This window comes from Pseudonocardia parietis (assembly GCF_017876315.1).
Taxonomy (GTDB): Bacteria; Actinomycetota; Actinomycetes; order Mycobacteriales; family Pseudonocardiaceae; genus Pseudonocardia; species Pseudonocardia parietis.
The window spans coordinates 14,671-39,846 of the sequence record NZ_JAGINU010000004.1 but is presented as its reverse complement, the minus strand read 5'-3'; the positions used below and the strand labels follow the sequence as shown (position 1 = coordinate 39,846).

The 25,176-nt window shown below is 68.5% G+C and carries 24 protein-coding genes and 2 pseudogenes; 11 read left to right on the top strand and 15 right to left on the bottom strand.

Going from position 1 to position 25,176, the window contains the following annotated elements:
- Positions 1-61: 61 nt before the first annotated feature.
- Entirely contained in the window at positions 62-352 is a 291-nt protein-coding gene (locus tag JOF36_RS36330) for a hypothetical protein (RefSeq protein WP_210036785.1), read from the bottom strand.
- Positions 353-1,534: 1,182 nt separating this feature from the next.
- Positions 1,535-2,263, bottom strand: a complete 729-nt coding sequence (locus JOF36_RS41535; RefSeq protein WP_372447482.1) for a histone-like nucleoid-structuring protein Lsr2 — start codon at positions 2,261-2,263, stop codon at positions 1,535-1,537.
- Between the two features lie 2,023 nt (positions 2,264-4,286).
- Between JOF36_RS41535 and JOF36_RS36320 the strand changes: the two genes are divergently transcribed.
- A complete protein-coding gene (locus JOF36_RS36320; protein ID WP_210036784.1) occupies positions 4,287-5,225 on the top strand; it encodes a replication protein RepA in 939 nt (312 codons plus the stop codon).
- A gap of 68 nt (positions 5,226-5,293) precedes the next feature.
- On the opposite strand, the gene JOF36_RS36315 is transcribed toward JOF36_RS36320, so the two are convergent.
- Positions 5,294-5,887 (bottom strand): MFS transporter, encoded by a 594-nt coding sequence (locus JOF36_RS36315; RefSeq protein ID WP_210036783.1) that lies wholly within the window; start codon positions 5,885-5,887, stop codon positions 5,294-5,296.
- 167 nt (positions 5,888-6,054) lie between these two features.
- On the opposite strand from JOF36_RS36315, the gene JOF36_RS36310 reads away from it, so the two are divergent.
- The 4 genes from JOF36_RS36310 to yacG are packed head-to-tail and all read left to right on the top strand — an operon-like array spanning position 6,055 to position 8,687.
- Positions 6,055-7,434: a Mu transposase domain-containing protein gene (locus tag JOF36_RS36310; RefSeq protein WP_210036782.1), complete on the top strand. Its 1,380-nt coding sequence runs from the start codon at positions 6,055-6,057 to the stop codon at positions 7,432-7,434.
- Entirely contained in the window at positions 7,431-8,123 is a 693-nt protein-coding gene (locus tag JOF36_RS36305) for an ATP-binding protein (RefSeq protein ID WP_281072847.1), read from the top strand. Before JOF36_RS36310 ends, JOF36_RS36305 begins: the two co-directional genes overlap by 4 nt.
- A gap of 16 nt (positions 8,124-8,139) precedes the next feature.
- Entirely contained in the window at positions 8,140-8,295 is a 156-nt protein-coding gene (locus tag JOF36_RS40535; protein WP_281072846.1) for an ATP-binding protein, read from the top strand.
- Positions 8,292-8,687 carry a DNA gyrase inhibitor YacG gene (yacG, locus tag JOF36_RS36300; protein WP_210036781.1) on the top strand — a complete coding sequence of 132 codons (396 nt, stop codon included), beginning with the start codon at positions 8,292-8,294 and terminating at the stop codon, positions 8,685-8,687. The genes JOF36_RS40535 and yacG overlap by 4 nt, the downstream gene beginning before the upstream one ends.
- 39 nt (positions 8,688-8,726) lie before the next feature.
- Here yacG and JOF36_RS36295 read toward each other — a convergent pair whose 3' ends face one another.
- A complete protein-coding gene (locus JOF36_RS36295; RefSeq protein ID WP_210036780.1) occupies positions 8,727-8,876 on the bottom strand; it encodes a hypothetical protein in 150 nt (49 codons plus the stop codon).
- Between the two features lie 247 nt (positions 8,877-9,123).
- Here JOF36_RS36295 and JOF36_RS36290 point away from each other — a divergent pair, with 247 nt between their 5' ends.
- The gene (locus JOF36_RS36290) at positions 9,124-10,644 is read left to right on the top strand and encodes an IS1634 family transposase (RefSeq protein ID WP_210024408.1); all 1,521 of its coding nucleotides are present in this window, start codon (positions 9,124-9,126) and stop codon (positions 10,642-10,644) included.
- A gap of 11 nt (positions 10,645-10,655) precedes the next feature.
- On the opposite strand, the gene JOF36_RS36285 is transcribed toward JOF36_RS36290, so the two are convergent.
- Positions 10,656-11,210 carry an MFS transporter gene (locus tag JOF36_RS36285; RefSeq protein WP_210036779.1) on the bottom strand — a complete coding sequence of 185 codons (555 nt, stop codon included), beginning with the start codon at positions 11,208-11,210 and terminating at the stop codon, positions 10,656-10,658.
- Positions 11,207-12,364 carry a trans-sulfuration enzyme family protein gene (locus JOF36_RS36280; RefSeq protein WP_210036778.1) on the bottom strand — a complete coding sequence of 386 codons (1,158 nt, stop codon included), beginning with the start codon at positions 12,362-12,364 and terminating at the stop codon, positions 11,207-11,209. The genes JOF36_RS36285 and JOF36_RS36280 overlap by 4 nt, the downstream gene beginning before the upstream one ends.
- Before the next feature lie 58 nt (positions 12,365-12,422).
- On the opposite strand from JOF36_RS36280, the gene JOF36_RS36275 reads away from it, so the two are divergent.
- The 4 genes from JOF36_RS36275 (at position 12,423) to JOF36_RS36260 (ending at position 14,465) form a co-directional block, all read left to right on the top strand.
- Positions 12,423-12,890 (top strand): Lrp/AsnC family transcriptional regulator, encoded by a 468-nt coding sequence (locus tag JOF36_RS36275; RefSeq protein ID WP_210036777.1) that lies wholly within the window; start codon positions 12,423-12,425, stop codon positions 12,888-12,890.
- A gap of 228 nt (positions 12,891-13,118) precedes the next feature.
- Entirely contained in the window at positions 13,119-13,490 is a 372-nt protein-coding gene (locus tag JOF36_RS36270) for an SPW repeat domain-containing protein (RefSeq protein WP_210036776.1), read from the top strand.
- A 140-nt stretch (positions 13,491-13,630) separates the two neighbouring features.
- Positions 13,631-14,212 (top strand): TetR/AcrR family transcriptional regulator, encoded by a 582-nt coding sequence (locus JOF36_RS36265; protein WP_210036775.1) that lies wholly within the window; start codon positions 13,631-13,633, stop codon positions 14,210-14,212.
- 43 nt (positions 14,213-14,255) lie between these two features.
- On the top strand, positions 14,256-14,465 hold the full coding sequence (locus tag JOF36_RS36260; protein WP_210036774.1) for a hypothetical protein: 210 nt from the start codon (positions 14,256-14,258) through the stop codon (positions 14,463-14,465).
- Positions 14,466-14,478: 13 nt separating this feature from the next.
- Here JOF36_RS36260 and JOF36_RS36255 read toward each other — a convergent pair whose 3' ends face one another.
- A complete protein-coding gene (locus JOF36_RS36255) occupies positions 14,479-15,555 on the bottom strand; it encodes an IS630 family transposase (RefSeq protein ID WP_210036773.1) in 1,077 nt (358 codons plus the stop codon).
- Between the two features lie 117 nt (positions 15,556-15,672).
- On the opposite strand from JOF36_RS36255, the gene JOF36_RS36250 reads away from it, so the two are divergent.
- The gene (locus JOF36_RS36250) at positions 15,673-16,965 is read left to right on the top strand and encodes an IS701 family transposase (RefSeq protein ID WP_307862803.1); all 1,293 of its coding nucleotides are present in this window, start codon (positions 15,673-15,675) and stop codon (positions 16,963-16,965) included.
- A gap of 105 nt (positions 16,966-17,070) precedes the next feature.
- Here JOF36_RS36250 and JOF36_RS36245 read toward each other — a convergent pair whose 3' ends face one another.
- The 8 genes and pseudogenes from JOF36_RS36245 to JOF36_RS36210 all read right to left on the bottom strand — a co-directional run bounded on the left by JOF36_RS36245 (position 17,071) and on the right by JOF36_RS36210 (position 24,818).
- Positions 17,071-18,051, bottom strand: a complete 981-nt coding sequence (locus JOF36_RS36245; protein WP_210036772.1) for an MBL fold metallo-hydrolase — start codon at positions 18,049-18,051, stop codon at positions 17,071-17,073.
- A 187-nt stretch (positions 18,052-18,238) separates the two neighbouring features.
- Positions 18,239-18,580 (bottom strand): hypothetical protein, encoded by a 342-nt coding sequence (locus JOF36_RS36240; RefSeq protein WP_210036771.1) that lies wholly within the window; start codon positions 18,578-18,580, stop codon positions 18,239-18,241.
- A 44-nt stretch (positions 18,581-18,624) separates the two neighbouring features.
- Positions 18,625-19,938, bottom strand: a complete 1,314-nt coding sequence (locus JOF36_RS36235; protein ID WP_210032157.1) for an ISL3 family transposase — start codon at positions 19,936-19,938, stop codon at positions 18,625-18,627.
- 68 nt (positions 19,939-20,006) lie between these two features.
- A pseudogene (locus tag JOF36_RS36230) lies at positions 20,007-20,693 on the bottom strand (MFS transporter); the annotation flags it as partial.
- Positions 20,694-20,875: 182 nt separating this feature from the next.
- On the bottom strand, positions 20,876-22,063 hold the full coding sequence (locus JOF36_RS36225; RefSeq protein WP_372447481.1) for an IS701 family transposase: 1,188 nt from the start codon (positions 22,061-22,063) through the stop codon (positions 20,876-20,878).
- Positions 22,064-22,116: 53 nt separating this feature from the next.
- Positions 22,117-22,479, bottom strand: a pseudogene (locus JOF36_RS36220) (MFS transporter); the annotation flags it as partial.
- A gap of 177 nt (positions 22,480-22,656) precedes the next feature.
- Positions 22,657-24,093, bottom strand: a complete 1,437-nt coding sequence (locus JOF36_RS36215; RefSeq protein ID WP_210036768.1) for an amidase — start codon at positions 24,091-24,093, stop codon at positions 22,657-22,659.
- Positions 24,094-24,116: 23 nt separating this feature from the next.
- Positions 24,117-24,818, bottom strand: a complete 702-nt coding sequence (locus tag JOF36_RS36210; RefSeq protein ID WP_210036767.1) for a cyclase family protein — start codon at positions 24,816-24,818, stop codon at positions 24,117-24,119.
- Positions 24,819-25,176: the final 358 nt, after the last annotated feature.

Genomic DNA, 25,176 nt, shown 5'->3' with positions numbered 1-25,176 from the left:
GTTCGGGTGGCGCGAGATCGGAATCGAGGCGGCCCCCGGCCAGGGGGGTCGCCTCGTTCTCTTATGAGGCCTTCGTCAGCGGCAACTCCTTGCGGGTCGCGCACTGCACGGGGATCTGTCCCGGCAGCTCATGGTGGTGGCGGAGCCCGAGCTGGATGAGGGCTCCGGTGACGATCGCGATGCTGCGGTCGCGGGTGTGCGCGATCGAGCGGACCAGCTGATCGTCGGCGACCGGGATGCGGACGGTGAAGTCGGTGGTCTCCGCCGAGGGCAGCCGCAGTGGCAGCTCGGCGGGCAGCTCGGCGCTGCGGCGTAGCCCGATGGCGATCAGCTCCGCCGCCGTTTGGGACAAGTACCAGCCACGTGCCTCTGCGAGGGTCTTCAGTTCCCGGTCATCAGCGAGAAGGAGCCGGGGGATGACGACCGCGCGGGGCCCCTTCGAGGGGCGGCCGCGGCCTCGTCCTGTGGGTCTCCTAGCCATGGGTGCATCTTGGCGGATTTTCAGAAAGGACGACAGCGCGACACGCGGGACGGCTTTCTGAAAATCCCCCTCGGTGTGGTGGTCGGCTGCCGCAGCTGCCGCGGTACCGGGCGCCTCACGCGACCCTTCGCGGGTCAGCGCAGCTCACACGACAGGTGGTGGTCCCGGTGCCTGTGCGATGGGGCTCGCGGCGCCACGCGCGACGTGGCGTCCGCTGCGGTCGATGTTCGTGCATGGCGCACGCGGGACGGCCAGCGCGTTGTGGCTGTGGTGAGAGTGCTCGGGCCGCTGGCCGGGTGTCGCGGAGGAAGCCGGTCTGGTCAGCGGTCTCGGCTGCGATCACCCCAGGGTGACCGCAGCGGGACTGGTTGCTGGCTACCTGCCCAGAGCCCCGTCGCGGCGTGGCGCGGGGTGGAGGGGCTGGCGGCGGGGGACGGCCTTTCAACACACAGCACGCGGGCTCGGTGGTGCAGCCTGCGGCGCAGATGTCCTCTCGGCCCGGTCGGCTCTCGGCACCGCCGGCATCTCGACTGGCATCGCGGGGGCCGCGTGGCATCTGGGTGGGGCATCGACAACCGCCTACAGGCGTTCGCTGCGGTGGGCACCCCCCTGCTCGCGTGCGGGAGGCCGAATCTGCGCCAGCACCACACCGGGCTCGAGCGGATCGTGCGCTGGCTCCCCGACGTGCCCCACGGGGCGCAAAAAGCTGCGGCCGCGTGCTTCACCAGTGCGGGCTGGGGGCCCTCACGGGCCGCCATGATCGGGTGTGCAGCCGCCCCACACGCCCACCGTCGTCGGTCCAGGTCCACGACGTCCGCGGACAGATGCCCCAGGTGTTGCCCGGGTTCTGACGGTCGCCTCCGAGCGGCCTAGCGAAGCTAGGCGTCGCGGGCTTCGAGCGCGGGGGTGGCGCAGTGGCCACGCCCGGAATCGCCGCGTGGGCGGACATCAGCGCGGCGGCGTTGTGAACTAGCGGCGGTGCACCCCGGCCTGCCCCAACGGCGCGGGCTTGCTCCGGCGGTGGGTCATGGCTGAGCTGGTCGTGCCGGGGGGTCAGCCACTGAAGTGCACTGCTGCCCCGCTCTTGCCTTCGTTGCTCTGGCCTTCACTGCTCTGCGTCGTGGTCGTCGCCGTCGCGGACTGGTAGGCGGAGACCACCTCGGCGGGGATACGCCCGCGCTCCGACACGGTGTAGCCGTTCTGCCGTGCCCACGCCCGCACGGCCTGATTGTGCTGCCGCAGTGCGGTGCTGCTGGGGCCGCTGTCGCTGCGGTCACTGACCGCGCGAGCACGACCGCGTGCGCGAGGCTGGGGCTGGGAGGAGGCGCTGCGTGCGGCCTCGATGAAGGGAGCCAGCGCATCGCGCAGCGCACCCGCGTGGCCGCCGGACAGGTCGATTTCGTACTGCTTGCCGTCGAGGGCGAACGGAATCGTCTCGTCCGCGTGGCCGCCGGTGAGGTCGTCGACGAGCCGGACAGTGTGAATCTGGGCCACGGTATCTCTTTCGCCAGGTGTGGGGGAAGACGCCGAGGATACCGACAGTCGCTGACGTGCGCCGTCGCCCCAGTCGGCGCCGGTGAATTCTGTGAACGTGCGGGTGATGGCGCGGGCGATGGGACTTCCGGCGTGGTAGCCGAGGAAGAGCCCGGCCACGCGCAGCCCATCGATCGCTTCTCGTTCACGACTTGCCCACTCCGTGGAGTTGGCGGATTCCGCGGCGCGTGCTGCAGCGCGGAAGCAGCGAGATAGGGCGAATCCGGCGGTGATGACCGTCTCAGACATGAGCGCTCCTCTCATCCAGGCAGTGGATGTCGCCACCATGACTGAGGACCCCGACATTTTTCGGACGTGTAGGGCGGCGGTGTTCGGAGCTGCCATTTTCGGGTCGTCCTGCGAAGGCTGGGGCCCGATGTTTCCCGGACCGGCTTCCGGCCATCAGGCGGACGGTGGCGACTCGGACAGAGACGAGGCGCGTGACACACGAGCGACTGCAGCTACGACGCAGCGATGCGTCAGCGCGGCTCGCCAGGGGTACATCCCGTCAGCTGCTGAGGCGGCGCAGATGGTCCGGTGATCGGTCCTGTGCGGCTCGACGTGGCGAGCGAACCGGCTGCGCGAGCAGGCGCGGCGCGCCGCGGCATTACGACATGTGGGGGAAGCAGGTGAGGAGTGTGCCGTCGCGCGCGATAAAGGATCTCTACTACAGGTAAACTACAGGGGAGCGAAAATCCTGGCGTTGACCTGCTGTTTTGCTGGGATCTGGTCGGCTAGGTATGCGTAATCGGTCGGCAAGGCATGCGTGGATCGGCCCGCCGTGGTCGGCCGCTTATGCGTGTCGACGACCGGAGTCGGCACGGTTTTCGAGGCGTGGCAGCTCAAGTTTGTACTCGGTCGGCAAAGTATGCGTGGATGGTGGCTGAGTGGCTATCTGCTCGCCGCCTCGGGCGGCCGGGCGCCGATTCGTGTGCTTCGGTTCGTCGCGGCCATTGGTGCAGGTCGACGCCCGTGCAGGAGTTCGTGAGGGCGCGGCGGAGGGTTGCGGGGCGCGGGTCGGCTACGGCATGTCGAGTGGCTCGGTCGGCAAGGTATGCGTGCAGCGGAGTTGTGCGGGGTCGGCCAGGTATGCGTGCGGTGGGCGAGGAGTGTGCGCCAGCCCCTGTGGGGCCACGGAGCCCGCAGCTCCCGGGTTACCGTGTGACTGTGCGTATCGAGCGCTGACCAGGTGCGTTGGGACCAGGTCGGCGTGTTATGCGCGATCGAGAGGTCGCGGCGGCGGGCCTCGCGCCGTGGCGTCTCGCCGCACCTTGCGTCGACCAGGTCAGCTCCACAGGCGGGTGGGTCGGCAGGTTATGCGTGGATAGCTATCGGCGAGGTGGCGCCTCGACGTGGTCGTGGTCGGCGCGTTATGCGTGGACAGTCGGCGGTGGTCGGCCCGTTATGCGTGGATGGTCGATGGCGCGGTCCGTCCGGCCGGCGGCGATGGCTCATCCCGGGCCGTCCGTGCGCGCTGGCGGATCTGCGTCGTCGCTGGTAGCTGGCGTCGGCGCGGTAGCGGCAGGGGCCGGTCGGCAAATTATGCGTGCTGCCAGGGGTGTGTCGAGCGGCGACCGAACGGGTGGGATGGTGTGAGCCGGGACGGTGGGTCGGCGTCTTATGCGTGGGAATCTGTTCCGGGCCAGGGACGCGAGTGTCGACGGGGGCCGCTGCGGGGTATCCGGTCCCCGTCGCGCCTGCCTGGGTTGGGCCTCCCCGGGGCCCGACGCTCGCCGCCGTCGTCGAGGTGTCCTGCACGGGCCTGGAGGCGCGACAGCGGATCCGACGCGTCGCGTCGCGTTTCCTCGGTGGGGTAGGCCGGGCGGTGCTGGTCGGAGCGCAGGAGCCTGTGTCGATCGATATCTCGATCGTGGTCGGCACGTTATGCGCGGCGGGCCTGGCGCGCGGTCGGGGGTCGGCACGTTATGCGTTCGTTGCCGGGACCGTCGGTCGAGGCGCCGCGGAGCTTGCGAGGAGTGTGTTGCGGGGTGCGTCCGCGGCGGCGAGGCGGCATTCGCCCTCGCGAACGGCCGAGTGGGTGCCGCGTGTCGCATGGGATGGGCGGGATGGTCGGCACGTTATGCGTAGCGGCGCCGCGGCTGGGGTGTGCGCTTGTCGGCTTCGCGTTGAGCTAGGGCAAACCTGTTGCGGGTCTACTCTGCGAGTGTCGAGTCGGCGTCTTATGCGTGGATAAGTCGACCCGGTCGGCGAGTTATGCGTGGACAACACTCCGGGCCTTACCAGGTCAAACGCTCGGTGAGGTGTGCGTGGCATGATCTGCGTCATGGCGGGCACACCGGGCCGAGATCTGCGTTTACTGCGGGCCGCGGCGGAGCTGTGGGATCAGGACGATCAGGAGATCGGCTTCCTGGCGAGGCTGTTCACCCAGACGTCGTTGCCCTACCGCGATCCTGGCGACAAGCCCCGCTGGGAGCGCCGCAACGGCGATCTGACGTTGAGCGTGCGTCCGGGGTCGACGGGCTACCCCTACGGGGCGATGCCACGGCTGCTGTTGAACTGGCTGTCGACCGAAGCGCTGCGCACGAAGAGCCGGGATCTGATCCTCGGACGCAACTTGAGCGACTTCATGCGTCAGCTCGGGTTGACCCCGACCGGTGGCAAGAACGGGACGATCACCAGGCTGATGAAGCAGAGTGATCGCCTGTTCCAGGCGTCGCTGGCTGTGCGCTGGGAGGGCGAGAACCGGGTCGCCGGCGGCCAGATGAACGTGGCCAGTGAGTACAACCTGTGGTCGCGACCGTCCGACGATCCTGACGCGAACTCGCTGTTCCCGTCGGTGGTGCGCTTGTCGGGTGACTTCTTCGACGAGGTGAGGAACCATCCGGTGCCGATAGACATCGGCGCGCTGCGCGCGTTACGCGGCAGTGCACTGCGGTTGGACATCTACTGTTGGCTGACCTACCGGATGAGTTATCTACGGCGCCCGTCGACCGTGTCGTGGGAAACCTTGCGTGCGCAGTTCGGCTCGGAGCTGGCTGACACCAAGCAGGGGCGAGGCCAGTTCCGCCGGGACTTCGCGAAGCACCTGCGAGAGGTGTTGCTCGTGTATCGCGAGGCGAACGTCGAGACGACCGAGGCCGGGGTGCATCTGGCTCCGAGCCGGACTCACGTACCGCTGAAGGGGCTGCGGGACCTCGGTCGGGTTCCATCCGAACTGCCTTCGCCAGTAGGCCAGGCATTGGCGCAGTAGGTGCCACGGGGTGTCTTTGGCCTCGATCAGCGTGCGGGTTGCGCTGGCGGCTTGCTACGCCGTCACAGTCAGGCCTGGTGAGCAGCGGTGGTCGGCCGGTCCTGCCATCGGCGGTCGGCTCGCTCGAGTGCGACGGCGGCGATTCCGCCGATCATCGACACCACGACTCCCAGCCAGGCCGCGGTGTTCCAGCCTGCGATCAGCCCGGCGATCGGGTCGGTGGACGGCTGCAGCGCGAGCACGGTCACCACGGTGACGCCGATCGCTGCGCCCACGTAGCGGCTGGTGTTGTTGATTCCGCTCCCCACCCCGGCGAAGTCGGACGGCACCGATGCGACGGCTTCACGTCCCAGCGCGGTGTTCGCGATCCCGGTACCGGCTCCGGTGACATGCAGGCCGAGCAGTAGTTGCCATGTGGGTAGGTCACGGGTCAGGAGCGCGAGCGGGACGAGACCGACGGCGATGACGACCAGGCCGACGCACAGCGCGCCACCTCCGGCCGACAGACGCGCAGGCAGGCAGCGCGTCAACACGGCCGTGACCACGCTGGTCACCGACCAGGCCAGCAACAACGTCGCGGCGGCCAGCCCCGATCGACCGGTCCCGCGTTCGAGCACCGTGGACAGGAACGAGACGAGCGCGACGATCCCGGCGCCGGCCACGAACCCGGCCAGCGTCGCGGATGCCGCCGCTCATCTGAAAGTGACCACTGCTGATCAGTGGAAGTGACCACCCTTGCGACCCGCCGACTGAGATCCACCACCAGTAGGCGGGCCCCCTCGACGCTCCGGTTGAACCGGCCGGAAGTCGTCGAGGGAGCCCACTCGGGATGCTCGCATGGGAGTCGTACGTGGAAGCACAAGCACTACGCGCGCAGGGATGGACGATCTCCGCGATCGCCCGGCATCTGGGCGTCACACGGGTGACCGTGCGCCGCTATCTGAGCGGCGAACACACGCCGGGGCAGCGGGCCCGCAGCGTGCCGGATCCGTTCGAGGGGTTCGCCGAGTACTGCCGGCTGCGGCTCGGTGCGGACCCGCATCTGTGGGCGACCACGTTGTTCGACGAGGTCACCGCGCTGGGCTATGCGGGCTCGTATCCCTCGTTCACGCGCGCGCTGCGCGCCCGGGAGCTGCGCCCGGCCTGCGAGCCGTGTCGGTCGGGCAAGACCAGCCAGCGGGCGGTGATCGCCCATCCGCCGGGCGCCGAGACCCAGTGGGACTACCTGGAGCTGACCGACCCGCCCGCGCACTGGGGGTTCGCCGGCAGCGCGTTCGTGCTGCTCGGGGTGCTGGCGCACTCGAGCCGGTGGCGGGGCTGGATCACCGAGTCGCTCGATCAGCCGCACCTGATCGAAGGCCTCGACCAGGTCGTCGGCCGTCTCGGCGGGGTGACGCGGCGGTGGCGGTTCGACCGGATGTCCACGGTGTGTCATCCCGGCTCGGGCCGGCTCACGGTCAGCTTCGGACCGGTGGCGGTGCACTACCGGGTCGGGATCGACATCTGCCCGCCGCGGCACGCCTGGCGCAAGGGCGCGGTGGAGAAGAGCGCGCACGTGATCGCCCAACGCTGGTGGCGCACCCTGGCCGACGACACCACCCTCGCGGGGGCCCAGGCCGGGCTGGACCGGATCTGCGCCCGCCTCGACGGACGCCGCCGCGCCGACGCCGACGGGGGCAAGACGACCGTGGGCGCGCTGGCCGAGGCCGAGCCGTTACGGGCGGCACCGGCGCCGCTGCCGGCGGTGCTGAGCGTCGAGCGCACCGTGTCCGAGCAGGCCCTGGTCGCGTTCCGCGGCAACCGCTACTCGATCCCACCCGGGCACACCGGCGAGATCGTGACCGTTCGCCACCAACTCGGCACCCCGGCACTGGACATCGCCACCGCACGCGGTGTCGCGCTGGCGCATCACCTGCGGTCCCCGGACGGAGCCGGCGCACTGGTGCGCCTCGACGAACACGTCGCCGCCATGACCCGGGTGGTGCTCGCCGAGTTCACCGACCGCGCGCCCTGCCCGCGCAAGCACCGCCGCCCACCCACCGCCGACGCCCTGGCCGAAGCGGATCGGATCCGTCACGCCCAGGCCGGCCCGGCCAGCGGCGAGCAGGTCGTCATCGACTTCGACGCCTACGCCTCCGGCACCCGCCCGCTGCGCGGACGCGCCCACACCGGCGAGACCAGCGGACAGGATGGGCGGGAGAGCTCATGAACACCCACCGGCCCGACCATGCGGTCAACCAGGCTGAACCCGACGGCTCGAGCGAGGCGGCGACCTATCAGCGGCTGCGCGCTCACCTGGAGGTCCTCAAGTTGGGCACGGCCGCCGAGGCGTTGACCGGGGTGCTCGACGCCGCCCGCGCCGAGCAGCTCTCGCCCACCGCGGTGATGGAACGGCTGCTCGGGCTCGAGGTCTCCCACGCCGAGGCCCGTCGGTTGGCCGGCAGGTTGCGGTTCGCCTGCCTGCCGCACTCCTGGACCCTGGACGAGTTCGACTTCGCCGCCCAACCCGGGGTCGACGAGAAACTCGTGCGTGAGCTCGCGGCGCTGCGCTTCCTCGACGACGCCGGCAACGTCCTGTTCGTCGGTCCACCCGGCACCGGCAAGACGATGCTCGCGGTCGCACTCGCCCGGGCCGCGGTCGATGCCGGGCACCGGGTCTACTTCACCACCGCCGCCGACCTGGCCAAACGCTGCCGCAAGGCCGCCTTGGAAGGACGCTGGGCCACCGCGATGCGGTTCTACTGCGGCCCCCGGCTGCTGGTGATCGACGAGTTCGCCTACTCCCGCACCGCGCCGGACCCGGACGCGAACGCCGCCCTGTTCGAGGTGATCAACCGCCGCTATCTGAAGTCGTCGACGATCGTGACCAGCCACGCCGGCGTGGCCAGCTTGGGGTGACCGGCTGGCCGACCCGATGCTGGCCGCCGCGCTGCTCGACCGGCTGCTGCACCGGGGCATCGTCGTCGCCATCGACGGGCCCTCCTACCGGATGCGGGCCCACCAGCAACGCAGTAACCAACTCCGGCTGGCGCTCGGCGAGCACGACCCGACCGGGCAGGGCCGATCATGACCATCCTGGGCGAGCACCCCTGCCCGGCCTGCGGCCGGCAGGTCACCGTGACCCGACGCAACCCCAACCGCCGGTTCTGCTCCTCGCGCTGTCGAGCCGCGCATCACCGCGACCACCCGCACACCGCCCCGGACGTCGTCCCGGACGCCGTTCCCGGCTCGTTCAACACCGCGAACGCCGTCACGCGCGATGCCCTCACCAGCCCGAACGGCGACCACGCCGTTCCCGACGCCGTCCTGAACGCCGTCCCACCCGGGCACGCCGTTCCCGCCGCGAACGGCGTCCAACGCTGCCCGCACTGCCGCACCGAGCTGGCCGTCATCACCGTCGTCGTCCCCGCCGGCGCCGCCCACATCCGCACCCCGGAGGTGACCCACATGACCCCGACCTGACCACTACTCTGGCCGCGCCAGGGTGGTCACTTCCACCGATCAGAACTGGTCATTTTCGCTGAGCGCCAGCACGGAGATCAGTGCGGGTCGGCGGAACAGCCGCGGCTCGACCATGACCGTGGTCGCCCGGCGCTGGTGGACGACGAACACCCCGAGGAACAGGACCGCGGCCGCGACGAGGATGAGCACCGCAGGGCTGGTCAGCCCTTGCCGCGCTTGAGTGAGCGCGGCAAGCAGACTCGCGATACCGACACCGAACAGCGCCGCCCCGACCAGGTCGACCCCGCGGGGGCGACTCGCCCGAGACTCGGCGACCCAGCCGCGGGTGGCGGCGATCAGGCCTGACTTGCACAGGTGTCCGATGATCGACTGACGTTGGTGCTGGTCAGCGGATCGTGGGGGCGGTGGTCGGGGCACTAATGGGTAGCCTCTCGCGGTGGCCTACGTCCGGAAGGTGAAGACCGCGTCCGGGGCGACGGCCGTGCAGATCGTGGAGAAGCGCGGTGGCGTCCGGCGGGTCCTCGAACACCTCGGCTCGGCGCATGACCGGGCCGAGCTGGCGGTGTTGATGCAGTCCGCGCGTGATCGCCTTCACGCTGGTCAGCAGGCGCTTGACCTCTCCGCCGCGGTGGCCGCGGGCGCCGGTGCGGGATCGGCTGGGGCGGTGATCACCGGGTCGGCCTGTGAGGTCGTGTGGCAGGTCCTGACCGACGCCTACCGCCGGCTCGGGTTCGACGCCGTGGATGACGACGCGTTCCGGGCACTGGTCCTGGCGCGGATCATCGAGCCGACCTCGAAGCTGGCCGCGGTCGGCGTGCTCGACGAGCTCGGCGTCCCGACACCGCACCGCAACACCTTCGCCGCGGCGCTCAAGCGGTGTATCGACCGCGACTACCGCGGCACGCTGGCCACCGCCGCCACTGGCCACGCCACCCGGTCGGGTCCGGTGGCATTGGTGCTCTACGACGTCACGACCCTGCACTTCGAGGCCGAGAACGAGGACGAGCTGCGCCGGGTCGGAATGAGCAAGGAGCGCCGGGTCGACCCGCAAATCCAGGTCGGGCTACTGGTCGATCGCGGCGGGTTCCCGCTGGAGGTGCACTGTTTCGAAGGGAACAAGGCCGAGACCAAGACCCTGCTCCCGGTCCTGGAGGCGTTCCAGGAACGACACGGTGTCACCGACATGGTGGTCGTGGCCGACGCCGGGATGCTGTCCGCGGCGAACCTGAACGCGATCGAGGACGCCAGGCTGTCGTTCATCGTCGGCTCCCGGATCAGCAAGGCGCCCTACGACCTGGCCGCGCACTTCGAGCGGCACGGCAACGCCTTTGACAACGGCCAGGTCCTCGAATCGTCGCGGGTGATGGGCAGCGGCAAGGCGGCCCGCACCCGCCGGGTGGTCTACCAGTGGTTGTTCAAACGCCATAAGCGCGACGACCGGGCGATCAACGCCATGGTCGAGCGCGCCGAGAAGGTCGCCGACGGCAGCCGGCCGCTGAAGAAGGACCGGTTCGTTCGCCTCGAGGGCGCCGGCCCGGGAGTCGACTGGGGCCTGGTCGAGCGCGCCCGCCAGCTAGCCGGGCTCAAGGGCTACGTCACCAACCTGCCGGTCGACACGATGTCCGGCGTCCAGGTCATCGCCGCCTACCACGACCTGTGGCAGGTCGAGAAGAGCTTCCGGATGGCCAAGACCGACCTACGCGCCCGGCCAATCTTCCACCGCCAACACGACTCCATCGAAGCCCACCTGACGGTCGTGTTCGCAGCACTCGCGGTCAGCCGTCACCTGCAGGACGCCACCGGAGTGTCGATCAAGAAGCTGGTCCGGACGTTGCGGCCCCTGCGCACAGTCCAGATCCAGGTGAACGGGCACTCGCTCACCGCGGCTCCGCAGATCACCGGCGACGCCCGCGCGATCCTCGACCAGCTACCACCGATCACCGCACCGGGGCACTAAACCTGTGCAAGTCAGGTCAGGACGAGGGCGAGCAGTCCCATGACCAGATACGCGTAGCGCCAGCTGCTCAGTGTCTCGCTGAGCGCCCCGAGCAGCGGCCCGAACGACGGGCCGGCCCCCATCGCCACACCCCACGCGCCCGTCGCGCGCGCCCGGCGCGGCCCGGCCGGGACGGCGTGGCTCAGCAGCGCCAACCCGCAGGCGACGAGCGCGGCCGCTCCGACACCCTGCACGATCCTGCCCGCGACGAGCACAGCCGACCCGGGGGCAAGTCCACACACCGCGGAGCCGACGGCCAGGAGCACGGCGCCGACGAGGAAGACCCGGCGATGGCCGAGCTCGTCTCCGAGCGCGCCCGCGATCAGCATCGTGACCGCGAGGCCGAGACTCATCGAGCTCAAGATCCACGATGTCGCCACCGGCCCGGAGCCGAGGTCCGCGGCGATGGCCGTGATGATCGACAACGGTCCGGAGAACGCGGTCATCGCCAGGAACGTCCCGGCCGCGGTGACGAACACCGCACGCCCACCGCCAGCGCGGCCAGGGGGCCCGGGTGCGGTGGTCATCTCGCGCACGACAGTGCTGTGTCCAGATCGGTCCAGAGGTCCTCGATGTCCTCGATCCCGACCGAGAGCCGCAACAACTGCTCGCTGATCCCGGCCTTTGCGCGCGCGTCGGGGTCCATGATGTGGTGGCTCAACGAGCCCGGGTGCTGGATCAGGCTGTCCACGCTCCCGAGGCTGACCGCCGGTGTGAAGACTCGCACGGCGGCGATCACGTCGGCCGGTTCCCCGGTGATCTCGATCGAGACGATCGCACCGCCACCGTCCATGTGGTGCGCCGGACGTGGCCCGGACAGTCCCGGGTAGTGGACCCGGGTCACCGCGGGATGCCGGGACAGGCGATCGGCCAGTTCGGCGGCGTTGCGCGATGCCGCGCGGATCCGCATGGGTAGCGTCGACAGGCCGCGTAGCAGCAGGTAGCCGGCGAGCGGGTGGAGCATCGCGCCGGTCGCGAACCGGAGTTGGCGCAGCGGCCGGGCGCGCTCTTCGGAGCAGGCGATGATGCCGCCCATCACATCACCGTGCCCTCCGAGGTACTTGGTCGCGCTGTGTAACACGTAGGCCGCGCCCAGTTCGAGGGGGCGTTGTAGCACCGGGGTGGCGAAGGTGTTGTCCACCAGGACCGGTACGTCGGGAACCGATGCGGCGAGCGCCGGGATGTCGATCTCGTCGAGAGTGGGGTTGCCGGGGGTCTCGATGACGATCAGTCCGGTCCGGTCGGTGACCGCATCGGCGACGCCGTCGGCTGTCGTCCAGGTGATGGAGGTGCCGAGTAGGCCGGAGTCGAGCAGGTGGTCGTTCGTGCCGTAGAGCGGCCGGACCGCGACGACGTGCGGCCGTCCGGCCGTGACCGCGGCAAGCAGGCACGCGGACAGGGCTGCCATGCCACTGGCGAATGCGACCCCGGCGTCGGCGCTCTCCAGAACCGCGAGCGCCTGCTCGAACCGGGCCACCGTGGGATTGCCGACGCGGGCGTAGACCGGCAGCCCACCGTCGTCAGCCCCGGTACCGAGCACGTCGAGCCGCGCCGCCTCGGCCCGCGAGTCCCGCGACGGGTACGTCGTCGACAAGTCGATCGGGACGGCGTGCACGCCCAGGTCGACGAGGTCGTCACGGCCGGCATGCACCGCGCGGGTGTCGAGGGAGTGCGATGTCATGCCACATGCTTATCCCCTATCCGGATCGTGTAGGCCACAGCCGCATACTATTCGGTACATGGCGCCATCGGTCACCTTGGATTCGGTCGATCGAGAGATCATCCAGCACCTGCAGAACGATGCACGGATCTCCAACAAAGCACTCGCCAGCCGGGTGGGCGTCGCACCGTCGACATGTCTGGAACGCACGAACCGGCTGCTACGTCTCGGCGTCGTGACCGGCTTCCACGCCCGCGTCGCTCCGAAGACCGTCGGCCGCGGAGTCCAGGCGTTCCTCGCCGTGCAGTTCCTCGCGCACGCCCGGCCTCTGGTCGATCCGTTCGTCGACTGGGCACGTGCGCTACCCGAGACGATCGACCTCTACTTCGTGACCGGCGGCGACGACTTCCTCGTCCACATCGCCTGTGTCGACACCGACGACCTGCAGCGACTCGTACTTGACTTCACCGCCCGACGCGAAGTCGGACGCCTTCAGACACATCTGATCTTCGCCACCTGGCCGGGAGGCCCCGTGCAGCCAGCGTAGGTGGCCTGGCACATCCTATCGGGATTGGCGTGGTCACCAGGACGCGTCCAGTCGTGTTATGAGATCAACGTTCTGATGGTCGGCCACGCACAGTCGGTCGACGGCAGGGAAGCCGTGGAATCGGGCCCGAACTGCGGCGTCCTCCTTGTAAGGCGTCTTGACCGGCCGGCCAACCAGGCGTATACCGGGCGGATCCCGACAGGGACCTCATGGAGGAGGCGAAGCGCGATGGCAAGGACTTCGCAGCGGTCGTGGCAGCGGTGGCAGGACTGGGCCGCGCTGGTGATCGGTGTGCTCACGGCCCTGGCGCCCCTGGTGGTGGCGACGAATGCCGCTGCTGTGTGGACGATGGTCGTGCTGGGTGTGGTGCTGGCGGCCGCGTCGTTGTGGTCGCTGGTCAGTCCGGGCTCGGTGACGAGCGAATGGGTGCACGGTGTGCTCGGTGTGCTGCTGTTCCTCGCCCCGTGGGTGATGGGCTACAGCGCGCTGACCGGGGCGTCCTGGACGTCCTGGGTGGCCGGTGGCCTGACCGTGGTCGTGGCAGCGTCGGCACTGCCCGCGGCCAACGCCGCGCACCGCGGAACGCTGGCTGCATCCTGAGCCCGCCGGTTGGGCCGGGCGACGCGTCGGATCCGGAGCTTGGGCGGACCGAGGGCACCGATCGAGTGCACGATGACGGTTCCGAGGGGCCGCGACCGCACGCGGCGCGGTCCCTCGGCCGGTCCGGGCAGAATCGTGGAGTGTCCCCTGCGCAGCCGTCCCCGCCCGACGAGACGCCGGAGGACCCGCCGGCCCGGGCGCGGATCCTGGACGCGGCCGAGGCGCTGTTCGCCGAGCACGGCTTCGACGCGACCCCGACGTCGCGGATCGCCGAACGGGCCGGTGTCCCGAAGGGTTTGGTGCACTACTACTTCCGCCGCAAGCTCGACCTGCTCGAGGCGTTGGTGGAACGGCTGCCGCACCCTGTCCGCGGCCGGGATGTCCTCGTTTCCGGGGACCTGGCCGCCAGCCTGGACCGCCTGGTCGGTGAGTTGGATCGGGCGCTGGACTCGTCGGCCGTGGTCTCGCATCTGCTTTGGCGGGAGGCTGATACCCATCCCGCGATTCGGGACGCGCTGCAGCGCCGCTGCGACGAGCTCGTCGCGACCGTGCATACGGTGCTCGAGGGGGCGTGCGGGCACCGCGACCGGGAGGCGATCCGCGGGGCGGCCCGGCTGCTGGCTGCGGCGATCGGGCACCGGCAGGCCGTCGCCCGGCACGCCGACGGCGAGCGCGACGCGATGGGCCCGGAGCTCGCGTTCCTCACCGCCGCTCTGGCCTGATCAGGGTCACATGGTCGCCACGTAGGTTCCCGGGTCTCCCCCGGTGATCACCGATCCGGGAACGGATCCAGAGATCGAACTCTCGACCCTGACCGGCCAGTGCCTCGACCGGCGCATCACCGACATCGACACCCTCAACACCGAATTCGCCGCCTGGCAACACGCCACCAACACCGATCAGCGGCAGGTCAACTGGCAGTTCACCACCACCGACGCTCGCGTCAAGCTCCGTCACCTATACCAAAACAATTAAGTGCGACGGTCTACTAGTGTCGCGTGTTTGAAGTTGTTTGACGGTTGGCCTTTGCGAGGATGGTGTCGGCGTCCTTGGTCCAGGTGAACGGTTCGCAGCGCTCGTTCCAGCCGTCGATGAACCGGCGGATGGCGTCGACGAGGTCGCGGACCGACCCGTAGCTGCCGCGGCGGATGGCCTGGCGGGTGATGATCCCGAAGAACACCTCGATCAGGTTCAGCCATGATCCGGAGGTCGGGGTGAAGTGCAGCGTGATCCGCGGGTTGCGTTCGAGCCACGCCTTGACCGTCGGGTGTTTGTGGGTGGAGTAGTTGTCGCACACCACGTGCAGCTTCACGCGCGGGTAGGCCTTGGCGACCTGTTTGAGGAAGCGCAGGAACTCCTGGTGGCGGTGCCGATGGAAGCAGGCGTCGGTGACCTTGCCGGTGGCCACCTCCAGCGCGGCGAACAGGGTCGTGGTGCCGTGGCGGATGTAGTCGTGGGCCTGCCGCTCGGGATCACCGGGTCGGATCGGTAACGTCGGCTGGGTCCGGTCGAGGGCTTGGACCTGGGACTTCTCATCGACGCAGAGCACGACGGCGTTCTGCGGCGGATGTAGGTAGAGCCCGACGATGTCGCGGACCTTGGCCTCGAGCTCGGGGTCGGTGGAGAACGTGAACGTCTCGGTTCGCCAGGGCTGGAGGTCCCAGTCGCGCCAGATCCGGGCCACGGTGGCGAAGGAGGTCCCCAGCTCGGCGGCCAGCAGCCGCGCCGACCAGTGCGTCACCCCGAGCTGCTCGGGCGGCGTCCCGCCATCGGCCAAGGTGGTGGTCACGACCTTGATCTCGTCAACCTCCCGCGGCCGGCCCGAGCGGGGCCGATCGTGCAGGGCGGCCACTCCACCTTCGAGGTATCGGCCTCGCCAGTGCAGCACCGTGGGCCGCGAGGCCCCGACCTGCCGGCCGATCTCAGCGTTCGCGATCCCGTCCCCGGCCAACAACACGATCCGAGCTCGCTGCGCCAGACCGGCCGGGATCGAGGTCGATCGCAGCCAGCGCTGCAGCACCTTCCTGTCCTTGCTCCGCACCTCGAGTCGCGCTGCCGTCGACATCCGCCCATGTTCTCACCGACACAAGCGTCAAACAACTTACGACACGCGACACTAGTAGTGCTTTGTTAGGTGTGTCGTTCCGGCTGGTGAGCTGACGTTCGTGATCTCCTTCGGGGTGTGACCCCGGAGGAGATGGAGCAGGTCAGGCCGCGGCTGGAGGCGTTCGCGGGCGAGATGCTCGGCGGGCTGGCTCGGTCGGATCAGCGAGCCAAGGGCGAGCTCTATCTGCGCGGTCTGATGCTGGACGGCAAGCGTAAGTCGATGCAGCCGATGGCGGTCCGGCTCGGGGTCGACCACCAGCAGCTCCAGCAGTTCGTCACGTCTTCGACGTGGGATTACATCGAGGTCCGCAGGCGAGTGGCGCAGTGGGCCGAGACGTTCATCAGCCCCCGCGCGTACGTCATCGATGACACGGGTTTCCCCAAGGACGGGTCCGATTCGCCCGGGGTGGCGCGGATGTACTCGGGGGCATTGGGCAAGGTCGGGAACTGCCAGGTCGGGGTCAGCGTGCACGCGGTCACCGACTGGGCCTCGGCAGCGATCGACTGGCGACTGTTCCTGCCGCGCTCCTGGGACGACACCACCGTCGACCCCGCCGAAGACCCCACGGTGAGCGAGGAGATCCGTCGCAGGCGGGCGCGCAGCAGGATCCCGGCTCAGGTGCGGCACCGGGAGAAATGGCGCCAGGCCCTCGACATGCTCGACGAGATCACCGGTGACGAGTCCGACGACGGTGCTGGCGGCTGGGGTCTGGCCCCTCGGCCGGTGGTGGCCGACGCAGGCTATGGCGACTGCACCGAGTTCCGGCTCGAACTCCAGCGGCGCGGCATGCCCTACGTGCTGGCGGTGAAAGCGTCGACCAGCGCCTACGCCGCGGACGCCGAGCCGGTGACCCCGCCGTACGGCGGTCGCGGCCGGCCGCCGGTGCCGCGCTACCCCGCCCCGGCGTCCACCCTCGCTGCGCTCGCCCTAGCTGCAGGGCGCCGAGCACTCCGGCGGGTCACCTGGCGCCACGGCAGCCGCAAGACTGCCGGGAACCCGACCGCGGCGATGACCTCACGGTTCCTGGCTCTGCGCGTGCGCCCGGCCAACCGCGAGATCCCCCGAGGACCGGACGGCTCCCTGCCCGAGTGCTGGCTGATCGCCGAATGGCCACCCGGCAAGCCCGAGCCCACCGACTACTGGCTCTCGACCCTGCCCGCCGACACCGGACCACGCGAACTCGTGCAGCTGGCGAAGATCCGCTGGCGCATCGAACACGACTACCGCGAACTCAAAGACGGACTGGGCCTGGACCATTTCGAGGGCCGCAGCTACCTCGGCTGGCACCGCCACGTCACCCTCGCCGCCCTGGCCCAGGCCTTCTGCACCAGCCTGCGCTACGACCCAAAAGCCCCTGCGCCGGCCTGACCCTCTACGCCGTCCTCCGCGAACTCCAGACCCTCCTCGGCATCTGGACCGGCGCCTGCCACACCTGCAAACGCCCCTACCCAGTGCCGACCTAACAAAGCCCTACTAGGCGTCGGCCGCCCGGATTGTGTGCCTGCTGCCCACCGAGAGCGGGTCCACGATGGCTTCGCCGAACTCCTCGACGACGGCATGTACAGCTCGCCATCCGGTGCAGTGGCCCACGATGAGCATCTTCGGATCGAACTGCCGCATGGCGTTCACTGTCATCGGAATCCGGTCCTCGTTGACGGCACTCAGGTGCAATCCACCGATGACGCCGTAGAGCGGAATGTTCGGGAATAGGGACTCGACCTCGGACAGGATGTTGATGATCCCTGCGTGGGAACATCCAGTGAATACGACGAGCCCCTTGCGGCGCACGTGAACCACCACGAATCGTTCGTCGATTACTAGAGGGTCAGGTGCCCATTCGCCGTTTTCCTGCAAGCGCAGATGATTCCGGTAGCCGTCCTCGAAACTGGTTCTCGGGATTTCGCCGCTAAGGAAAAATGCGCCGTCGCACAGTTCCTCGGACTCTGTGGAGAGGATGACCTTCGCCCCGACCTCCTCGAACGACTCAATGCTGGGCACGTCCTGGACTCGAAGGATTGCTCCGCCCATCGTGCGCAGGGCGCGGTGGACGAACGCACCGGGGTGCACGTAGAACGGCACCTCTTGGTCGCCGTTCGATTCCCGGATTAGCTCGAGTGCCGTCAGTAGTCCGTTCGAGTGGTCGTAGTGTCCGTGGGAAAGTGCCATCGCCTCGATATCACCAAACTCGAGGCCCATTGCCGTCCCGTTGCGTCGGATTCCGTAGCCGTCCGGACCGGCGTCGAAGAGGATCTTGCGAGTGGTGCCATCGATCGTGACGGTGAGCACGAGCCCAAGGCCGTGTAGCGCGGCACAACCGGCCTCACCGGAAGCTTCGGTCATGCCGGCTTCCATGAGGACCTGCATCTCCGACAGCACGTTGGTTGGTCGTGTCGATAGCATATCAGTGGTATTGTCCATCAGTACGTCAACGCGAAGTTCATCAACAGCTTTCATGGTGTGAAACCTCTCTGCGCCCGGGGTGGGCGACGACACAAACTGCCGGAATGTGGAGCCGTAGGGGTGGCTGCCGAGCAGCGGTCCGGCCCGCCTCCCGGCGACTCGCAGATGGCTCGCGGGCCGCCGGAACCTGGGGGGCGGGGCTCGAACGGCCCCTGGAGCCGCGAGATGCTGGTTACCCGAGTCAGGCCTGCGAAGTCCGCTCCGGGTCGTTCTCGCTCTTCTCGACCGAGGCGTCGGCGAGATCGATACTGCGGGTCTCGTGGAGGGCGAGCACGCAGAACATCGAGATGAGGGCGACGACGGCGAGGAAGACTCCGATCGCCCAGCTGCCGTACATTGCGGCGAGCCAGGCCGCGAACAGCGGCGGGATCGCACCCCCGGCAATTCCGGCGAAGCTCTGCGCCATGCCCGCACCGGTGTAGCGGTAGTGTGAACGGAACAGCTCAGGTAGATATGCGCCCGCCGGCCCGTAAGCGAAACCGAAGATGCTCAGGGTGACGGTGACGCCGATCCCGAACGTCACCGGACTCCCGATGTCGACGACGGGGAAAAGGGGCTCTTCCGGTTTTAGAGTGCGAGGGCTCCGCAGTGCAGTAGTGATCGGATGCGGTAGTTGAGCAGGTTGCGGAAGCCGAGGGCGTTGCGTCGCAGCGCTTCGAGTCGGCCGTTGATGGCTTCGGTCGGGCCGTTCGAGGCTTGGTGGTCGAAGTAGGCCAGGACGTCGTTTCGTCGCCGGTGCAGCGTCCGTCCCAGGGTGGTGAGCTCGTCGAGCCCGGCCGGTAGTCCTGTGCGCAGTCGGTTGATCACGGCGGTGAGCAGGGTCTTGCCGCGTTGACGGTTCTGGTCGGCGTAGGCGGCGATGATCTGCTGGTAGGCCCACCACGTGACTTCGACCGCGACGTGCTCGTCGGCGGCGAACACCGCCTCGAGCCGGGCGCGTTGGCGGTCGGTGAGTAGCGCGAGGCGGGTGCGCAGGGTGCGACGTGCCCGGTAGAGCGGGTCACCGGTGCGGCCTCGGTGGCCGAGGGTGTCCTGCTGGACGCGTTGGCGACACAGGTCGAGCTTCGCGCCGGCGAGGGCGACGACGTGGAATGGGTCCATCACGGTGACCGCGTCCGGGACGGCGTCGGTGGCGGCGTTCTTGTAGCCGCCGAACCCGTCCATCGCCACGACCCGGACCCCGTCGCGGAAGGCCTGGTCGCGGTCGTCGAGCCAGGTCTTCAAGGCTGCCGCCGAGCGGTCCGCGACCACGTCGAGCAGCCGTGCCGGTCCTCGGCCCGCGACGACCTCGGTGAGGTCGGTGATCACGGTGACGAACCCGTCGCCCGCGGCGCCGAACACGTGGGCCCACTTGTGCTCGTCGACCCCGATCACCTGCACCCCGTCGAGCCGGGCGGGGCCGGCGCGCAGCAGCAGCTGCTCGGTCGCGGCGACCGCGACGCTGTTCACGGTGTCCCAGCTCCGGCCGAGCTCCCGGGCGACCGCGGCGACGGTGGCCTTGTCGATCGCCAAGCGGCGCAACACATAGTCCGCGCAACGCCGGGTGGTCGAGGCCCCGGGGCGGGCCAGGCGAGCCGAGTCATGAGCGAAGATCTCGCGGGCGCAACCGTCATGCACACACCGGTAGCGCGGAACCCGGACCCGCAGCACGAGAGGATGCCCGACCACCGGGACGTCACAGACGCGGCGCTCGGTGCTGTCCCGGTAGACCCCGACCAACCCGCACCCCGGACACACGTCGGGCCCGTCGGTGATCAGCTCGCACCACACCACCGTCGTCTCACCGTCCAGCGCGGCGTCGGTGATCCGCACACCGAGCTCGACGGTACGGACGATCGTGTCGGCCACGATCTGGGCAGGCGGGCACGTAGGCTGCGACATCGGGTCCCCGGGGTGTTCGACGATGTTTCGGTGTAGGAACCTTCATCATCAACTTCTCGGGGCCCGCCTCAGTGCAGCGACACGACCCGACTCCCGCGGTCGCTCACGCCCTCACCTGCACTCCATTTCCGGAAGAGCCGGAAAAGGACGAGGGCCCACGGCACGGCCACCACGTTCGCAGCGAGGATGACCTTCCGTCGTCCGATTCGGTCCGACAGCACCGCACCGGCCACCGTGGTGGCGGCGAAGAAGATTCCGGCCACGATACCGATAGCCAGCACCGAGACCCGGGACAGTCCGAGCGTCCCGGTCCCGTACGCAGTCAAATAGGTGACGCCGATGTAGAAGAACGCGAAGATCATGGTGATCGAGCCGCCGGCCAGCAGGATCTCCCGCTTCTGATGGCGGACGACCTCGGCGATCGGCAGACGGGCGACGCTCTTGCGGGAGGTTACAGCGGCGAACGCGGGGGTCTCACTGATGTTGAGCCGGACGTAGAGTCCAATGAAGACGAGAACGATGCTGGCGAGGAAGGGGATTCTCCAGCCGAAGGACATGAACTGCTCGGTCGTCAGTGTCAGGCTGGTCGCCATGAATGTGAGGCTCGTGAGCACGAATGCGATGGCTGCGCCCAGCTGCGGGAACGCCGCGTAGGCGCCTCGCTTGTGGGTCGGCGCATGCTCAGCTGTGAGAAGGACTGCTCCGGCCCACTCGCCGCCGACGGCGAGGCCTTGCAGCAGCCGGAGGAGCACTAGTACTGCAACGGCGGTTCGTCAGGTAGGTGGGCGTTGGCCGCGGCGGCGGTAGTGGCAGGTCCGGGCCTGATGTTGTCGGCGTCGGCGCCAAACCGACCAGGCGATCGTGGTCGCCACGCAGGCCGCTGGAGTGAGAACCAGCCGGGCGAGTAGGCGGCGGATCTCGTTGCCGCTCAAGGGGATCAACTGATCGTTGTCGGGTGGAGGCCCCCCTTTTCGGCCTCCCGGGTGCGGGTGGCGGCGAGGTAGGCAGCGGCGAGCATGGCCAGGGTGATGTGGGCATACCACGCTCGGTAGGAGCGCACTTGGTACTGGTCGAGGCCGGCTTCGTTCTTCGCGGTCTGGAAGCATTCCTCGATCGCCCACCGGGCGCCGGCGACCCGAACCAACTCCCGCAGCGGCGTCCCGGACGGTGCAGCGCAGCGGTAGAACGCCAACTCCCGCAGGGTCTTGCCCTCGCCAGGTTCGGTCTGGCGACGGACCAGCAGCCAGTGTCCCCACCCGGCGGGTAGCCCGGCGGGGTCGAGAGTGACCACGGTCCAGTCGTAGTCCCGGTCGCCGTGCGCGCCCGCGCCGACCGAGCGCCGCTCCCAGCCACTGCGGCCGGTATCGGGGTCACGGGCCCCGGCGATGCTGGCCAGGATCTTGGCCTGGCGGCGGTGCCCGTCGGGACTGCGCAACACGTCGTCGTTGCGGGTGGCCAGCACGAACGGCATCTCGCGGTCGGCGAGCCACGTTCGGAAGGTCGGGTTCTGCCCATAGGCCTCGTCGGCGGTCACCCACGATCCGGGGGCGAGCAGCCCGGTGGCGTGGGCGCGGTCGAGCATCGCCAACCCGAGCTGCGGTTTCGTCGCGAACCCCACCTCGTCGGGCACGTCGGCCTTCGCACAGCGATCGCGGTCCTCGGTCCACGACGTCGGCAGGTAGAGCTCCCGGTCGATCAGCGCCCGCCCCCGCGAACTGGCGTAGGCCAGGAACACCCCGAGCTGACAGTTGTCGATCTTCCCGGTGGTGCCGGTGTACTGTCGCTGCACCCCGGCCGAGCGCACGCCCTTCTTGACGAACCCGGTCTCATCGACCACGAACACCCCCGACGCCGGGTCGCCGAGCGCATCCAGGGCATAGTCGCGGACGTCGTCACGGACCCCGTCGACGTCCCAGTCCGCGGTCCGCAACAGCCGCTGTGTCGAGTCCGGCGACATTGCACCCGCATGTTCGGCCAGCGTCCAGCCGTTCTTGCGTTCCAACCCCGCGAGCAGTCCACGCACGTAGGTGCCGGCCCGGCCGCGAGGCTCCCGACGGAAGAACCGCGGCCCGATCGACGCGATCACCTCGTCCAACGCCGCCACCCACCCAGCAAGATCCACCACACGACGATCATCACCGCCGAACCCGGACCAGCCTCTCACGACACGCCGAACCGCCGTTGCAGTACTAGAAGGACGGGTGCAAGCGGACCGATCGTCTCGGCGGTGGGAAGGAGTCCGATCGCGACGGTGGCGAAGCCCATCAGCAGGAGGGTCGCCACCAGCGTCACCTTTCGGCCGATCCGGTCGCCGAAGTGACCGAACAAGATCGACCCGAAGGGTCGCGCGACGAAGGCGACACCGACCGTCGCCAACGACGCGAACAGGCCGGACGCCGTCCCGAGTGCTGGAAAGAAGACCTGGCTGAAGACCAGGGCTGCTGCCGTGCCGAAGATGAAGAAGTCGTACCACTCGACGGTCGTGCCGATCAGACTGGCAACGGATACTCGGCTCATCGAGTTCGAGCGTTTTTCGGACATTTGCAGCTCCTGAAGTGTTTGGGCACGCGGCGGCCGTCGATCCATCGGCGACTGAAATGGTTACGCCGATGGATCGGAGGCGGCTACAGAATTGACATCCTGAGTGTTCCCGGTAATTTTCCGAAGGTTGGGAAGTTCTTGGGCGCCGGTCGAGATTCGACGTGAGTCTCCCGATGATCAGCCGACGGGATGGTGCCCTGCCGCCTTGCGGAGATCATCGGCCGGACGAGACCATGGGGCTGTCGATTCCATCGCGGCTGCGACAGTCAAGACCGTGGCCTCATCGTAGGGACGCCCGACGACCTGCATCCCGATTGGAAGCCCGTCGCCGCCTGTGCCACAGGGAATGCTCGCTGCCGGATTGCCGGTTAGGTTGAACGGATACGTATAGGGTAGCCAACCGAACGGATCGTCGGCGGTCAGTCCGAGTTCCGCCGGGCAAGACTCCGATGCCCCGAACGCAGTAACGGGGACTGTTGGCGTAACCAGCACGTCAAAGCGCTCGAACAGTTCGTGAACCCGCGCCCTCAGTGCGTGCCGACGCCCCTGCATCTCCATGTAATCGGTCAGCGTCTGGTTTGCGCCATGCTCAAGGACGCTGACGACGTCCGGGTCGAGCTGCTCTCGGCTCCCGGACAACAACGGAGCGAGCCGGGCACCGGCGCCGGCCAGGAACTCGGAGTAGAAGATCTGGCTCGAGTCACCGCCCACAACGTCGGCGACCGACTCGACCGAGCAGCCCCAACGATCACGCAGCAGACCGGCTGCGTGATCCACCGCAGCGCGGACATCGTCGCGTGGTCGGGCGCCACCCAGGTCGGGGCACAACGCCACTCGGAGCGTCGGCATCCTCGAGCTCACGGATATCTCGCCGATCGGACCGATGGGAGGGGCGGCGGCGTCGCGGGCATCTGGTCCCGCGACGCTGCGCAGAGCCAAGAGCGCGTCCCGAACCCGGAAGGTTACGCACCCGACGTGACTCAATGTCGGAGTGGCGCTCACGGGCAGGTACGGGACGCGCCCGAACTGGGGTTTGATCCCGAAGACTCCGCACAGCGAAGCAGGAATGCGGGTCGATCCTCCACCGTCGGTCACGACCGAGAGCGGAACGACCCCGGCCGCGACCGCCGCGGCACCCCCCGCACTCGACCCACCGGTGGTGCGCTGTGGGTTCCAAGGGTTCCGGGTGATCCCGGTGAGCGGACTCTGCCCGACGGCCTTGATGGCGAACTCCGAGGTCGTCGTCTTGCCCAGGATGCAGGCTCCCGCCTGCCGGGCTCGCGCCACCGCGGGTGAGTCGGCCTGTACCGGCGCGTCGGGTGTGGCGGTGGAACCCGACCGGGTGGGGACTCCGGCGACGTTGAGGTTGTCCTTGACCGTGATGGGTACTCCGGCGAGTGGGCCGAGGTCCTCACCGGACATCACTGCCTGTTCGACAGCCCTGGCGGAGGCGAGGGCCAGTTCCTCAGTGACGGTGACGAAGAGATTGAGATCGGCATCGACGTCCTTGGCTCGGTCAAGGGCCTCTCGTACGATCTCGACGGGCGAGACCTCGCGTGCCGCGACGAGTACTCGGAGGGCGGTCGCATTGTCGAGGGGAAGATCAGTGGTCATCGGTATCGTCTCCCGCGGGGTGCTCAGTCGTCCACCACGGCGAATGCCCGCGTAAGGCCACCGGTTCCCTGCCCTAGCTTCAGTGGGGCCCCGTAGAACATGAATTCGCCCTTGCCCACCAGTTCTTCCAGGTTGACCAGCCACTCGTAGTGGGTCAGTCCACGATCGCGGCAGACCCGGTGGTTGGGGAACAGTGCGTGGTTGGGTGCGTCCGTCGACGGCCCCTCGACGCCATGGATCTTGGAACCACGATCGGCCAGCCAGTGGGTGGCTTCGGCAGAGACCCCCGGGTTGCTGGTGCACACTTCCGGGTTCGGGTAGTGGCGACGGTGCAGCCCGGTGTTGAGCAGGACGATATGGCCGTCGACGGTGACCTCCGACGCCTTCTCAGCCGCCTCCATCTCTGCCACATCGATCTCCCCCAGGTCGGGGACGTGTGTCAGGTCGAAGCAGACCGCCTTTCCCATGAACATATCGAGCGGCATGTCGGCGATCTTCCCGCCGGTCGGGCTCACGTGGAAGAACGAATCGACGTGGGTACCGACATGATCATTCATGCTTACGTACGCGGTCGCGGTGGTCATGGGGTCGTCCTCGGTCCCGAGGCCCCAACTGCTCGTCTGCTCGTGTGTCAGGTGGGGCATGTGGAACGGCCGCTGGAACAGCTTATGGGCCGGCATGTTGTCGTCGATCGTCAACGACAGGTCGACAATACGCTGTGGCATCATTTCTCCTCGTGTTGTTTGACGCAAATCTTTGCGATTTCGGCCGATACGTCGATCGTTCAATCTTCCAGGTATTGGCCCCAGCTGTCTTCTGGATCCACATTCAGCCTTCAGTGGCGAGTCAAAAATGAGAGCGCTGCGCAAGTCGATATATATATATAAGAAATCGTTGCAGGGAGTCGCGACCAGCGTTCAATGACCGAGCTGCGTGGCCAGGATCGTATCGACTGCTAGTTCTCCGCGATTCGAGTGCTGGCCCGAGTGGTGGGCTGCCTTTGAGTGATACTCATCGCTGGAGATGGAACGTACTGGGTGGTCCGAGACATGTGGAGAGCAGTCCACGGCCTCGTGCTAGGCA